At 66.2% G+C, this 12,434-nt stretch carries 12 protein-coding genes; 10 read left to right on the top strand and 2 right to left on the bottom strand.

Annotated features, from left to right (window positions below):
- Nucleotides 1–81: 81 nt before the first annotated feature.
- The gene (locus tag I6F37_RS12020; protein ID WP_225151311.1) at nucleotides 82–1,869 is read right to left on the bottom strand and encodes a peptide ABC transporter substrate-binding protein; all 1,788 of its coding nucleotides are present in this window, start codon (nucleotides 1,867–1,869) and stop codon (nucleotides 82–84) included.
- Between the two features lie 333 nt (nucleotides 1,870–2,202).
- Here I6F37_RS12020 and I6F37_RS12025 point away from each other — a divergent pair, with 333 nt between their 5' ends.
- The 8 genes from I6F37_RS12025 to I6F37_RS12060 all read left to right on the top strand — a co-directional run bounded on the left by I6F37_RS12025 (nucleotide 2,203) and on the right by I6F37_RS12060 (nucleotide 10,084).
- On the top strand, nucleotides 2,203–2,985 hold the full coding sequence (locus I6F37_RS12025; RefSeq protein WP_036027487.1) for a MetQ/NlpA family ABC transporter substrate-binding protein: 783 nt from the start codon (nucleotides 2,203–2,205) through the stop codon (nucleotides 2,983–2,985).
- A gap of 160 nt (nucleotides 2,986–3,145) precedes the next feature.
- Nucleotides 3,146–4,183, top strand: a complete 1,038-nt coding sequence (locus tag I6F37_RS12030; protein ID WP_036006924.1) for a putative FMN-dependent luciferase-like monooxygenase — start codon at nucleotides 3,146–3,148, stop codon at nucleotides 4,181–4,183.
- Between the two features lie 38 nt (nucleotides 4,184–4,221).
- Nucleotides 4,222–4,821 carry a CMD domain protein gene (locus I6F37_RS12035; protein ID WP_036006927.1) on the top strand — a complete coding sequence of 200 codons (600 nt, stop codon included), beginning with the start codon at nucleotides 4,222–4,224 and terminating at the stop codon, nucleotides 4,819–4,821.
- Nucleotides 4,822–4,832: 11 nt separating this feature from the next.
- Nucleotides 4,833–5,408 carry an alkylhydroperoxidase domain protein gene (locus I6F37_RS12040; RefSeq protein ID WP_036006929.1) on the top strand — a complete coding sequence of 192 codons (576 nt, stop codon included), beginning with the start codon at nucleotides 4,833–4,835 and terminating at the stop codon, nucleotides 5,406–5,408.
- Nucleotides 5,409–5,466: 58 nt separating this feature from the next.
- Entirely contained in the window at nucleotides 5,467–6,624 is a 1,158-nt protein-coding gene (locus I6F37_RS12045; protein ID WP_225151313.1) for an ABC transporter substrate-binding protein, read from the top strand.
- Between the two features lie 54 nt (nucleotides 6,625–6,678).
- The gene (locus I6F37_RS12050) at nucleotides 6,679–8,502 is read left to right on the top strand and encodes an ABC transporter permease (protein ID WP_036006935.1); all 1,824 of its coding nucleotides are present in this window, start codon (nucleotides 6,679–6,681) and stop codon (nucleotides 8,500–8,502) included.
- The gene (locus I6F37_RS12055; RefSeq protein ID WP_036006938.1) at nucleotides 8,502–9,350 is read left to right on the top strand and encodes an ABC transporter ATP-binding protein; all 849 of its coding nucleotides are present in this window, start codon (nucleotides 8,502–8,504) and stop codon (nucleotides 9,348–9,350) included. The genes I6F37_RS12050 and I6F37_RS12055 overlap by 1 nt, the downstream gene beginning before the upstream one ends.
- Entirely contained in the window at nucleotides 9,347–10,084 is a 738-nt protein-coding gene (locus I6F37_RS12060) for an ABC transporter ATP-binding protein (RefSeq protein ID WP_036006942.1), read from the top strand. The genes I6F37_RS12055 and I6F37_RS12060 overlap by 4 nt, the downstream gene beginning before the upstream one ends.
- 3 nt (nucleotides 10,085–10,087) lie before the next feature.
- Here I6F37_RS12060 and I6F37_RS12065 read toward each other — a convergent pair whose 3' ends face one another.
- Complete coding sequence (locus tag I6F37_RS12065) at nucleotides 10,088–11,602, bottom strand: ATP-binding protein (RefSeq protein ID WP_036006945.1); 1,515 nt, start codon at nucleotides 11,600–11,602, stop codon at nucleotides 10,088–10,090.
- Nucleotides 11,603–11,720: 118 nt separating this feature from the next.
- Here I6F37_RS12065 and I6F37_RS45535 point away from each other — a divergent pair, with 118 nt between their 5' ends.
- Both I6F37_RS45535 and I6F37_RS12070 read left to right on the top strand, forming a co-directional pair.
- Complete coding sequence (locus I6F37_RS45535; RefSeq protein WP_276324960.1) at nucleotides 11,721–11,843, top strand: hypothetical protein; 123 nt, start codon at nucleotides 11,721–11,723, stop codon at nucleotides 11,841–11,843.
- Entirely contained in the window at nucleotides 11,840–12,424 is a 585-nt protein-coding gene (locus tag I6F37_RS12070; RefSeq protein ID WP_036006951.1) for a LysE family translocator, read from the top strand. The genes I6F37_RS45535 and I6F37_RS12070 overlap by 4 nt, the downstream gene beginning before the upstream one ends.
- The last annotated feature ends 10 nt before the right edge of the window (nucleotides 12,425–12,434 follow it).

Genomic DNA, 12,434 nt, shown 5'->3' on the forward strand with positions numbered 1-12,434 from the left:
GGAGCACACAGTGGACAGGATTCGGCCTCGCGTTTAGGACACCCGCGCTGCGCTGCAACCATCAGCGCGCTCGCGAGCTCCTCAGGTCCGATACCACGCCGACAGGTTCCACGTGATGGTGTCCCAGCCGGAGATGTCGATCATCAAATTGTTGGCGCCGGCGTTGACGACGTGGCGCGAGAGCAGGGGCAGGAACACGTTGGCCTCGCAGAAGATCTCGTCGACCTTCATCAGCAGCGCGGCGCGCTTGACCGGATCGAGCTCGTTCTGCGCGGCCTTGTAGGCTTTGTCGGCTTCGGGATCGGAATAGCGCGAATTGTTGCGGCCGAGCCATTTGTTGTCTTTGGTGGCGATCTCCCAGGACACGCACTGGTTCAAGAGGCGCTCCGGATCGGGCTGCGGCTGCGTGGTGTTGTACATCTCCATGTCGGCATAGAATTTCGAGTAGGTGTCGGGATTGCCGACGTCGGATGAGAAGAACACGGAGGCGGTGACCGCCTTGATCTCGATGTCGATGCCGGCCTTCTGGCACGCCTGCTTGATGATGGCCTGCGTCTTCTGCCGCGGCGCGTTGGTCGAGGTCTGGAATACGTATTTGAGCTTCTTGCCGTCCTTCTCCCGGATGCCGTCCGCGCCCTTGGTCCAGCCGGCCTCGTCGAGGATCTTGTTGGCCTTGTCGATGTCGAACTCGTATTTCAGCTTGGGCGACTTGAACTGCTTGGGCGCGTTGACGAAGCTCGCGGTGGCGATGGCGCCGCGGCCGTAGATGAACTTCTGGATCGAATCGCGGTCGATCAGGAAGTTGATCGCGCGGCGAACGGCGGGATCGGACAGCGTCGGATGCTTGGTCTTGACGCTCGAGCGCTCGCCGTCGACCTCGGTCCAGGGATCCGTCGTGTTGAGGATGATGAACTCGACATTGCCTGAAGGCGTGATCTCGAGCTTGCCCTTGCCGCCGGCCTCCATGCGCTTGAGGACCTCCTCCTCCACCTGCATGTTCCAGGCGAAGTCGTACTCGCCGGTCTGCAGCACGGCGCGCGCCGCGGACACCGCGTCGCCGCCGCCCTTGATCTCGACCATGTCGAAATGCGGCTGGTTCTTGATGTGATAGTCGGGATTGCGCTCGGCGCGGATCATATCGCCGGGCTTGAACTCGACGAATTTGTACGGGCCGGTGCCGACCGGCTTCAGATTGCCCGGCGCTTCGCGCGACTTGGCGCCGACATACTCGCCGAAATGATGCTTCGGCAGGATCATCCCGACCGAGCCGACGAACGGATCGGCCCAGAACGGCGTCGGCGCCCGGAAGATCACCTTGACGGTGTGGTCGTCGATCTTCTCGACCTTGATGTCCTTGTAGGAGCCCGTGGTGTAGGCCGCGGTGGCGAGATCTGCGGCGTATTGCCAGGTGAAGACGACATCGTCGGCGGTGAAGGGCTTACCGTCATGCCACGTCACGCCCCGCTTCAGCTTCCAGATCACGCTCATGCCGTCGGCCGCAAGGCCGCCGTTCGCCTTGGTCGGCGCCTCGGCGGCGAGGCAGGGGATGAGGTTGCCCTCCTTGTCCCAGCCGGCGAGCGGCTCGAAGAAGATGCGCGAGGCGATCTGGTCCTTGGTGCCGAGCGCGAAATGCGGATTGAGCAGGGTGGGCGCCTGCCAGAGCAGCATCTTGAGCGTGCCGCCGCCGCCGGCCTTGGCCGGCTTGTACGGCAGCGTGGCGTCAGCCATCGCGACGTCGTGCCAGACCAGGATCTGGCTCGCGATCGGCGCCGCGATTCCGACCGCGGCCATTGTCCTGATGAATGAGCGCCGCGACAGCGTGCCTTGCTTCACCTCTGCGACCAGATTGCGGATTTCGTTCTCGTTCATTGGATGATCCCCACTTCGTCGCCACCGGCTCAGTGCGCGCTAACTCAGCACGTCGGGCGTGGTGGAGTCAAAGAGAAGGACGCCGGCCCGGCTGCGGATGGAACGAAAGTGTAATCCGGGATTCTTGCCACGAGCGGCAGCAGCCCTGCTTGCGCGGCGCTTCATCCGGGTTACGCGCGCGCACTTTGTCGCACTCTGCATTCGTTTTCCGTTTGCGGCCGAATGGAGAAAGGCTGGCCCCGAGCCGCGGACAATATGGATTTCCATTTCATTGATTTCGCACCGCAGAAAAGGGAATACGGGTCCGTTGCCGCAAGACCCAAGGAGACCAAGATGCCGTTTCGCCTTCCCCTGATTCTCTCTGCCGTGCTGGCCGCATGGTCCGCCGCAGCCGCGGCCGAGACCATCAAGATCGGCGTGACGCCCGGGCCGCATGCGCAGATCCTCGAAGCGGTGAAGCCGATCGCCGCCAAGCAGGGCCTCGACATCCAGCTGCTAGAATTCTCCGATTACGTGGTGCCGAACGCCGCGCTCGATGCCGGCGAGATCCAGGCCAATTCGTTTCAGAACCAGCCTTACCTGGACAACCAGAAGGCCGACCGCGGCTACAAGATCGAATCCGTCGGCCTGACCGTGAACTTCCCGATCGGCGTCTATTCGAAGAAGCACAAGGCCTTCGGCGATATCCCCGCGGGCGGCAAGGTCTCGATCCCGAACGATCCGACCAATGGCGGCCGCGTGCTGCTGCTGCTGCGCGACAAGGGCGTGATCAAGCTGAAGGACGGCACCGGCTTCAAGCCGACCGTGCTCGACATCACCGACAATCCCAAGAAGCTGAAGTTCATCGAGGTCGACGCGGCGCAGGCACCGCGCGCGCTCGACGACGTCGACGCCGCCGCGATCAACACCAATTACGCAACCCAGGCGGGCCTCGATCCGGTCAAGGATCCGATCCTGCGCGAGGACCCGAAGGGGCCCTATGTCAACCTGATCGCGGTGCGCAGCGCCGACAAGGACAAGCCTTGGGTCAAGATCCTCGTGGACAGCTACCACACGCCTGAGGTCAAGGAGTTCGTCCTGACCAAGTTCAAGGGCGCGGTGCTGCCGAGCTGGTAGGCAATCTGCCCGCCCAGAGTCCACATGAAGGCGATCCGGCGGGCAGCCTTGCGATCAGCCTTGCGCAGGAATCTTGCGTATGTGCCCTGCGTAATGCCCGCTTGTCGGGAACTGCGGCAACCGACATCATCGGGGCCCATCCTCGCCCGACAGGGATCGTATGAAACGCTTTGCCAATCTGAAACGTCTGGGCTTCTTCACGCGGCTGCTCGACGAGGCGCCGGCGGCGGACCGCTATCGCTTCGCCGCCGAGCAGATCGTGCGCGCCGAGAAGGCCGGGCTCGATTCCGCGTGGATCGCTCAGCATCATTTCCATGAGCGCGAGGGCGGCCTGCCGTCGCCCTTCACGTTCCTGGGTTATGCGGCCGCGCAGACCTCGCGCATCCGCCTCGGCACCGGCATCGTCACGCTGCCGCTGGAGAACGCAGTGCGGGTGGCGGAGGACGCCGCGGTGCTCGATCTCCTTTGCAACGGCCGCTTCGAGCTCGGCGTCGGCACCGGCGGCAATCCGTCGGCCTTCGCCGCTTTCGGCCTCGACAGCGCCCAGCGCAACGAGATCTTTGCCCGCAATTTGAACATCGTCCGCAAGGCCCTGACCGGCGAGCCGCTCAATGGCGGCGACACGCTCTATCCGCAGCGGCCGCAACTGGATAAGCGCATCTGGCAGGCGACGTTCTCCGTTGCCGGCGGCGCCCGCGCCGGCAAGGCCGGCGACGGCCTCCTGCTCTCGCGCACGCAGCCACGGGCCAAGGACGCGCCGAACGCGACGCTCGCCGAGATCCAGAACCCGATCATCGATGCCTATCTCGCCGCGCTGCCGCCGGGCTGCGAGCCGCGCATCATGGCCTCGCGCAGCATCTTCGTTGCCGACGACCATCGCGAGGCGCTGCGCCTCGCCGATATCGGACTGCGCCGCGCGCTGCCGCAATTCATGAAGGGCGGACATCCCCCTCCGGGCGAGACGCTGGAGGAGATGATCACCGCGTTCGACACCCATGTCGGCGATGCCGACCACGTCATTGCCTCGCTCCGCACCGACGCCACGCTGGAACGGGTGACCGATCTCGTCTTCCAGGTGCATTCGGTCGATGCGCCGCATCCTGACGTCCTGCGCTCGATCGAGCTCGTCGCCGACCAGGTCGCCCCAGTGCTGGGCTGGACCCGGACGGCCGCCAAAGACATTGCCCTCGCAGGTTAGCCGGAATGAACGAAAAACGCGTTGCACGAGGCTGAATAATGGGAACGCAAGACATCATCGACACGCTCGCCGGCATCGAGCCCGGCTCCACGCTCGACGCCATCCGCGCGCGCCGCCTGCAGGCGCGCGAGAATGCGCAGAAGAGCTATCTCGCTTTGTTCGAGCCGATCGAGGCCGGCGATTTTTCGCTTGCCGAGCGCGCGGTGGTCGCGGCCTTCGTGACCGGGCTCCATGGCGAGTCCCCCGTCGCCGCCTTCTATCGCGACAAGCTTGCCGCGACTGCGGATGGCGCGCCTCTGCTCGATGCGATCAACGCCGAGATCGAGCGCGGCAAGACCTCCGGCCCATACGGCGCCTATCCGGCCGGTCCGTTGTCGATCGAGAACAAGGCCGGCTTGATCTATCGCGTCAGCGCGGAGCGCAAGCCTGTCCTCGGCGCCAGGCTGGTCGCAGCATTGGAGCACGCGCATCTGCTTCTCTTCCACCCGCGCGATGCCGCGTCCGCCGACATGAAGGCGCTGCTGGCTGCCGGCTGGTCATCCACCGGCATCGTCACGTTGTCCCAGCTCGTTGCATTCCTGTCGTTCCAGGTGCGCGTCGTCAGCGGCTTGCGCACGCTCGCCGCGGCAAGCGCGTAGGAGGCCCAATCATGAGCACCGTCAATCCGCCCGTCGTCTTCACCCAGGACGAGCTCGGCTGGGTCTCGTGGATCGACCCGCTGCCCGAGGCCGAGCTGACCGAGCGGCACTACGCCGGCCTCGTCGACCGCGCCCGCGCCAAGTCGGAATATTTTCGTCTCTTGGTGCGCGATCCCGAAGTTCTGGAGGCCCGCACCAAGACCGACAAGGACATCTTCTACAACGTCGCCGACGGCCTGCCGCGCGCCGAGCGCGAGCTCGCAGCTGCGGCGACCTCGCGCTACAACGGCTGCATCTATTGCGCCTCCGTGCATGCGCGCTTCGCCAGCACCTATTCCAAGCGCCGCGACGACGTGCAGCGTCTGCTTGACGAGGGCGTTGGGGCCGATCTCGGTGAGCGCTGGAATGCGGTGGTCAAGGCCTCGGTGGCGTTGGCCGCAACGCCGATCGCATTCGGGCCTGACAATATCGCCGAGCTGCGCCGCGCCGGTCTCGACGACGCCGAGATCGTCGACGTCATCAACGGCGCCTCGTTCTTCAACTGGGCGAACCGGCTGATGCTGTCGCTCGGCGAGCCCTCGAAATAGGCAATCTCACCGGCACGAGAATTGCTGCTGTATCAACATTGAATGGATGGAGCCGTGAATGAGCAACATCGATCGCCGTACCCTGGTCAAAGGCTCGCTCGCCGCCATGATGGCAGGCACAGCCTTTTCGCGCGCCGCACTGGCGCAATCCGCCGAGCCGATCCTGCTCGGGGTCAGCGGCCCCCTCACGGGACCGAATGCGCAATATGGCGCGCAGTGGAAGCAGGGCTTTGATCTCGCGCTCGACGAGATTCACGCCGCCGGCGGCATCAACGGCCGCAAGCTCGCCTACCAGTTCGAGGACAGCCAGAGCGATCCGCGCCAGTCGGTCGCGATCGCCCAGAAATTCGTCTCCGATCCCCGCATCGTCATGGAGCTCGGCGATTTCTCCAGTCCCGCCTCGATGGCGGCCTCCCCGATCTATCAGCGCGGCGGCCTGGTGCAGTTCGGCTTCACCAATTCGCACCCCGACTTCACCAAGGGCGGTGACTTCATGTGGAGCACGTCCGTGAGCCAGGCCGACGAGCAGCCGCTGCTGGCGTCCTACGCCGTCAGGCGGCTCGGTCTGAAGAAGCTTGCGGTGCTGCACCTCAACACCGATTGGGGCCGCACCAGCCGCGATCATTTCGTCAAGGCGGCCAAGGAATACGGCGCCGAGGTCGCGATCACCGAGGGCTACATCGCGGAGGAACGCGACTTCCGCTCCACTCTGGTGCGCGTGCGCGACGCCAGCCCGGACGGCCTGATCCTGATCTCCTATTATTCCGACGGCGCGCTGATCGCGCGCCAGGCCCGCCAGGTCGGCCTGAAGCAGACGATCTGCGCGGCCAGCTCGGTGTATTCGCCGAAATTCATCGAGCTCGGGGGCGAGGCGGTCGAGGACGTCCATCTCGGCACGCGCTATTTCCCGCAAGATCCGCGGCCCGAGGTGAGGAAGTTCATCGACGGCTTCAAGGCCAAGTACAACGGGCAGGAGCCCGACGCCTTCAATGCCTATTCCTATGACGCGATGAACATGGCCGCTGCCGTGGTGAAGATCGGCGGCACCGACCGCCGCGCCATCCGCGATGCCTTCGCCAAGGTGAAGGACGTCTCCAGCGTCATCTTCGGTCAGGCGACGTTCGACATCGAGAGCCGCCGCGTCAAGGGCGCGATGAATGCCGAGCTCGTCGTGCGCAAGGGCCAGTTCGCGCTCTGGGACGGCAAGCCGACCTGATGTGATGGCCGAAGCGATCGCTCCGGCCGCTTTCTCCCTGATTAGGAATGCTAAGTGTCCTCCTGGCTCGACCACACCATCAACGGGCTGATCGTCGGCAATGTCTACGCGCTCGTTGCAGTCGGGCTTGCGCTGATCTTCGGCGTCAGCCGGCTGATCAACTTCGCGCAAGGGTCGATCTATCTGGTCGGCGCCTATATCGGCTGGATCGCGGTGGTGCAGCTGCACACGCCGCTGCCTCTCACCATCATCGTGGTCGCCGTGGCCGCGGCGATCGTCGGTCTGATCATCGAGCGGTTCGGTCTGCGGCCGCTGCAAAACTCGGTGCGCATCGCGCCGCTGCTCGCGACCATCGGCATCAGCTTCGTGCTCGATCAACTGGTGATGCTGATCTTCTCGCCCAATCCGCGCGCGCTGCCGAGCCAGTTGCCCGATGTCCGCTTCCAGGTCGGTGGCGGGACGATCGGGCCGCTTGATCTGCTCATTGCCGGCGTCGGCCTCACCAGTGCGCTGCTGCTGTTCGTGTTCCTGCGTTACACCAAGCTCGGCTGGGCCGTGCGTGCCACGGCACAGGACCGCGACGCCGCCATGCAGATGGGCGTCGACGTCAACCGGGTCAATCAAGCGGTGTTCGGTATCGCGGCGGCACTCGGCGGCGTCTCCGGCATGCTGGTCGGCATGTACTACAACCAGATCGACACGGCGATGAGCCTTCAGGCGACGCTCAAGGGCGTCGTCGCGGAAGTCGTCGGCGGCGCCGGCAACGTGCCGGGCGCGGTGATCGGCAGCCTGCTGCTGGGCCTCGTCGAGAGCTACGGCGTCGCCGTGCTCGGCACCAGCTACCGCAATTTGTTCGCGTTCCTGCTGCTCGTCGTCGTGCTCGTGCTGCGGCCGAACGGCCTGTTCGTCAGCGCACGACAGGCGCCGCCCGAGCCGCTCACCGGCACGTTCATCGCGCCGAGCCGCCCGGTGAATATTCCCCGCTGGGCGCTGTTGGTCGCGGTTGCCGGCTTTGCGATCCTGCCGCTGTTTCCGGTGTCCTTCTACGTGCTCCAGACCCTGATCAACGCCTGGCTGCTCGGCATGCTCGCGCTCAGCCTGACGCTGGTTGCGGGCACGATGGGGCAGGTCTCGCTCGGTCATGCCGCGCTGCTTGCGATCGGCGCCTACACCTCCGCATTGCTGTCGCTGACGCTGGCCGTTCCGGCCGGACTTGCCGTCATCGGCGGTGGCCTGATGAGCGCCGCGCTCGGCACGCTCCTGATCTCGCCGTCCTTCCGCCTGCGCGGGCATTACGTGTCGATCGCGACGCTCGCGATCGGCGAGATCGTGGCGCTGGTGATCCTGAACTGGGAGAGCGTGACGCGCGGCCCGATCGGCATCTCCGGCATCCCGCCGCTGTCGCTGTTCGGCTATGACCTGATCAGCCCGACCTCGGTCTATTGGTTCAGCCTTGCGGTCATGGTCGTGCTCGCGCTGTTGCAGGGACGGCTGCTCACCTCGCATCTCGGCCGCAGCTTTCGCGCCATCCGCGACGACGACATCGCCGCGCGCGCCTATGGCCTCAGCCTGAACCGCTACAAGTCGATCGCCTTCATCTTCGGCGGCTTCGCCGCCGGCGTCAGCGGCGGCATCGCCGCGCATCTTTATTCCTACATCAACCACGAGACCTTCAACACGCAGCAATCCATCCTGGCGCTGACCGTCGTCATACTCGGCGGCCTCGGCAACGTCGTCGGCGCGATCGTCGGGTCGGTGGCGCTGGTCGGCCTGCCCGAGGTGTTCCGGATCGCGGCCGAGTACCGCATCCTGATCTACGGCATCGTTCTCTTGCTGCTGGTGCGGTTCAGGCCGCAGGGCCTGTTGGGAACGGTCTGATGGAGAAGCAGCTTCACGCCATGCTGTCCCTGCGCGGCCTGACGCGCCGTTTCGGCGGCCTCACCGCGGTCGACGCCATCGACCTCGACCTTGCCAGGGGCGAGCTGATCAGCATCATCGGCCCGAACGGCGCCGGCAAGACGACGCTGTTCAATCTCGTCACCGGGCTTGACCGGCCGGATGCCGGCACCGTCAGCTTCGAAGGGCAGGACATCACCGGCCTGTCCCCGGAGCGGCTCGCGGCCGAAGGCATCGCGCGCACCTTCCAGCTCGGCCGCGTGTTCGGCAATCTCAGCGTCATGGACAATGTCCTGATCGGCGCGCACACGCGGCTGCGCGCCGTGAAGCCGGCCGTGCCGGTGATCGGTCCGCTGCTGGAATTGGGTCTGGCCCTGCTGCGTCCCTCGCGCGTCAGGGCCGAGGAGGAGCGGCTGCGTGAGGAGGTCAAAGCGATCCTCGCGCGTTTCGGCGAACGGCTGCTGCCGCGCATCGACCAGCCCGCCTATAGCCTCTCCTACGCCAACCGCCGCCGCGTCGAGATCGCGCGTGCGCTCGCGCTGAAGCCGCGGCTGCTGCTGCTCGACGAGCCCACCGCCGGCATGAATCCGACCGAGACCGCGGAGATGCAGGGGCTCGTCGCCGAATTGAAAGCCGAAGGGCTGACCATCCTGCTGATCGAGCACAAGCTGGAGATGGTGATGCGCCTGTCCGACCGCGTCATCGTCATGGACGAGGGCAAGAAGATCGCGGAAGGGCCGGGCGAGCAGGTGCGGACCGATCCCAAGGTGATCGAGGCCTATCTCGGTCACGGCCTGTCAGGGACGGCGGAACAGGAGAGCGCGGCATGACGAGCGCACCCGAAGCGCTGCTGGCTTTGTCTGATGTCAACACCTTCTACGGTCAGGCCCAGGTGCATTTCGACCTGTCGATCACGGTCGCGCGCGGCCACATCGTCTGCCTGCTCGGTGGCAACGCGAGCGGCAAGTCGACGACGATGAAGATCATCTTAGGCCTAGTGAAGCCGCGCTCGGGCGAGGTGACGTTCGACGGCGCTTCGCTGATCGGGCTCACCACGCCGCAGATCGTCCGCCGCGGCATCGCCTCGGTGCCGGAGGCGCGGCGGCTGTTCGCCGACATGAGCGTGCGCGAGAACATCCTGATGGGCGCGTTCGTGCGCAACGACCGCGACGCCATTGCGCAGGATCTCGACAGGATGTTGACGCTGTTCCCGAAGCTCGGCCAGCGGCTGTCGCAGCGCGCCGGCTCGCTCTCCGGCGGCGAGCAGCAGATGGTGGCGATGGCGCGCGCGCTGATGAGCCGCCCGCGCATGATCGTGATGGACGAGCCGACCATGGGCCTGTCACCGCTTTATGTCGATCGCGTGCTGGAGCTGATCCGTAGCATCAACCAGGCGGGCGTCTCGGTTTTCATGGTCGAGCAGAACGCCAGCCTCGCGCTCGAGATCGCGCACGAGGCCTATGTGCTCCAGACCGGCAAGATCGTGCTGTCGGGCCCCGCGCGCGCGCTGAAGGACGACCCCCGCATCCGCGACGCCTATCTCGGCGGCTCCGAGGCGGCCTGACAATCAAGCCGACGCCGCGCTCGCGACCTGCTCCGCCGGCTGATCATCGCCGTTGGGATCGCCCGGCGCGGTCGCCCAGGCGAGCTCCACCAGCGTCACGATCCGGCGGCCGCCACCGTCGAGCTGGACGACGATCAGGCCCTGCTCCTCCATGTAGCTGAGCAGGCGCTGCGCGCGGCGCAGCGAGTGCGAGCCGTAGGCGCGGGCGATCGCGGCATCGCCGGGGCACGGCCAGCCTTCCTTCGCCGCGCGCGCGATCATCATGAACACGCCCTGCATGTCGTCGGGCAGGATCGAGGCGCGCAGCGCCACGTCCTGCCAGGCGTCGTCTTCGGTGAGATCCGTCCCGAGCCCGGCGCGCGCATGCGTCAGCATGCGACGGAATTCGTTGAGATCGGGCACCGCCGCCCCTAACCCCTCGATGCGGCAGCGAACCACGAACTCCTGATAGAGCACGCCGATGGCGCGGAAGCCGGCATCGGGCTCGGCCATCACGGCACGCAGCGTGCGATCCACGCGCTCGCGCCGCTCGGCGAGCTCTTCGGCACTGACGGGAGTCTCGACCGCCTCTAGCCGAATCTCCGGCACCGCGGCGGCCTTCGCCGCGCGAAGCTGCTCGAGCAGATCCGGAGCCGGCCGTCGCTGCGGCCGGCTGGCATCGGGCGGCGGTGCGGCGAGGATGACCGCGCGGGCATCTTCAAGCGTGGCTTCCGGCAGCGGCATCAGCCGCGGCGTCGAATTGCGCGGGCTGGTCTCGGTCGGGCCGATGTTGAGGCGCAGCGGCCGGCGCGACAGCGCAGGTCCCAGTGCCATGAACTGGCCGCGCTCGAGATCGCGGAAGGCTTCCGCCTGCCGCCGCTCCATGCCGAGCAGGTCGGCGGCGCGCGCCATGTCGATGTCGAGGAACGTGCGGCCCATCAGGAAGTTCGAGGCTTCGGCCGCGACGTTCTTGGCGAGCTTGGCCAGGCGCTGGGTTGCGATGATGCCGGCAAGCCCGCGTTTGCGGCCGCGGCACATCAAATTGGTCATGGCGCCGAGCGAGAGCTTGCGTGCTTCGTCCGAGACTTCGCCCGCCACCGCCGGCGCAAACAGCTGCGCCTCGTCCACGACCACCAGCATCGGGTACCAATGATCACGGTCGACGTCGAACATCCCGCCGAGGAAGGCAGCCGCGCGCCGCATCTGGTTCTCGGCATCCAGCCCTTCGAGATTGAGCACGGTGGAGACGCGATGCAGCCGCGCCCGCTCGCCCGCGACCTGAAGGCCGCGCTCGGTGTGATCCTCGGCCTCGATCACCAGATGGCCGAAGCGCTCGGCCAGCGTGACGAAGTCGCCCTCGGGATCGATGATGGCCTGCTGCACCCAGGGCGCGCTCTGTTCCAGCAGCCGCCGCAAGAGATGCGACTTGCCGGAGCCCGAATTGCCCTGCACCAGGAGACGGGTCGCCAGCAGTTCCTCGAGGTCCATGGCGGCCGCGGCGCCTGCCGTGGTCTGCCCCATCTCGATCGCAACCGTCATGTCCCCGACTCAAAGTCCGTCATTCGCGGACAGCGGCTTATCAATCCAGCCGCGGCGCGTCGAGCGCTCCAGCGCGAATCAGGCGGTGTTGCCCACGCCAAAACGGAAAGCATTCGCCGTGAGCGGCAGGAACCCGGTGCCGAACGGCCTCGGCTCGGGGAAGATGGTGCAGATCGCCATCGCTCGCCAAATGACGCAGATCAAGATCGACGGGTTCGAGAGCTGCTATCTGGCCGTATGACCTTTCTGACCTTCTTCACGGCGACCTATTTCCTGCTGGCGGTACCGGGGCCGACCAACACCCTGCTTGCGACATCAGGGGCCGGAGCCGGCGTATTGCGCTCCCTTCCACTGCTCGCCGCGGAGCTGTGCGGTTATCTGCTGGCGATCGCGGTGCTGCGGCTGGCGCTCGGTCCGGTCATCAGCGACATCCCGATTGCGGCGCTGCTGCTCCGCGTCGCCGTGACCATCTACATCCTGTGCCTCGCGGTCATGCTCTGGCGCGTCAATACGCGCGAGCTGCGCGACGGCGCTGCGGTGACGTTCGGCCAGGTGCTGCTGACGACGCTGCTCAACCCGAAAGCACTGGTCTTCGCGTTCCTGCTGCTGCCGCTTGGGGCCGGGCCGCTCGAACTGCTGCCGTGGCTCGGCGTGATCGTGCTGCAGATTCTCACCGCCGGCGCCGCGTGGATCATTCTCGGCGCAACGCTCGGCCGCGGCGCCCGTCGCCTCGGGCGCCCTGACCTCGTCACGCGCACCGGCGCGGTTACGCTGGTCGCCGTGACCGGCCTGATCTGGCTGCAATCCTTCCTGGTTGCCTGAGCGGACCTCG

The organism is Bradyrhizobium sp. NBAIM08 (genome assembly GCF_020193935.1).
Classification (GTDB): Bacteria; Pseudomonadota; Alphaproteobacteria; order Rhizobiales; family Xanthobacteraceae; genus Bradyrhizobium; species Bradyrhizobium yuanmingense.

Bases quoted from the DNA above. Each gene is read 5' to 3' on its own strand.
- I6F37_RS12020 (WP_225151311.1), bottom strand. From the start codon at position 1,869: ATGAACGAGAACGAAATCCGCAATCTGGTCGCAGAGGTGAAGCAAGGC.
- I6F37_RS12025 (WP_036027487.1), top strand. From the start codon at position 2,203: ATGCCGTTTCGCCTTCCCCTGATTCTCTCTGCCGTGCTGGCCGCATGG.
- I6F37_RS12030 (WP_036006924.1), top strand. From the start codon at position 3,146: ATGAAACGCTTTGCCAATCTGAAACGTCTGGGCTTCTTCACGCGGCTG.
- I6F37_RS12035 (WP_036006927.1), top strand. From the start codon at position 4,222: ATGGGAACGCAAGACATCATCGACACGCTCGCCGGCATCGAGCCCGGC.
- I6F37_RS12040 (WP_036006929.1), top strand. From the start codon at position 4,833: ATGAGCACCGTCAATCCGCCCGTCGTCTTCACCCAGGACGAGCTCGGC.
- I6F37_RS12045 (WP_225151313.1), top strand. From the start codon at position 5,467: ATGAGCAACATCGATCGCCGTACCCTGGTCAAAGGCTCGCTCGCCGCC.
- I6F37_RS12055 (WP_036006938.1), top strand. From the start codon at position 8,502: ATGGAGAAGCAGCTTCACGCCATGCTGTCCCTGCGCGGCCTGACGCGC.
- I6F37_RS12060 (WP_036006942.1), top strand. From the start codon at position 9,347: ATGACGAGCGCACCCGAAGCGCTGCTGGCTTTGTCTGATGTCAACACC.
- I6F37_RS12065 (WP_036006945.1), bottom strand. From the start codon at position 11,602: ATGACGGTTGCGATCGAGATGGGGCAGACCACGGCAGGCGCCGCGGCC.
- I6F37_RS12070 (WP_036006951.1), top strand. From the start codon at position 11,840: ATGACCTTTCTGACCTTCTTCACGGCGACCTATTTCCTGCTGGCGGTA.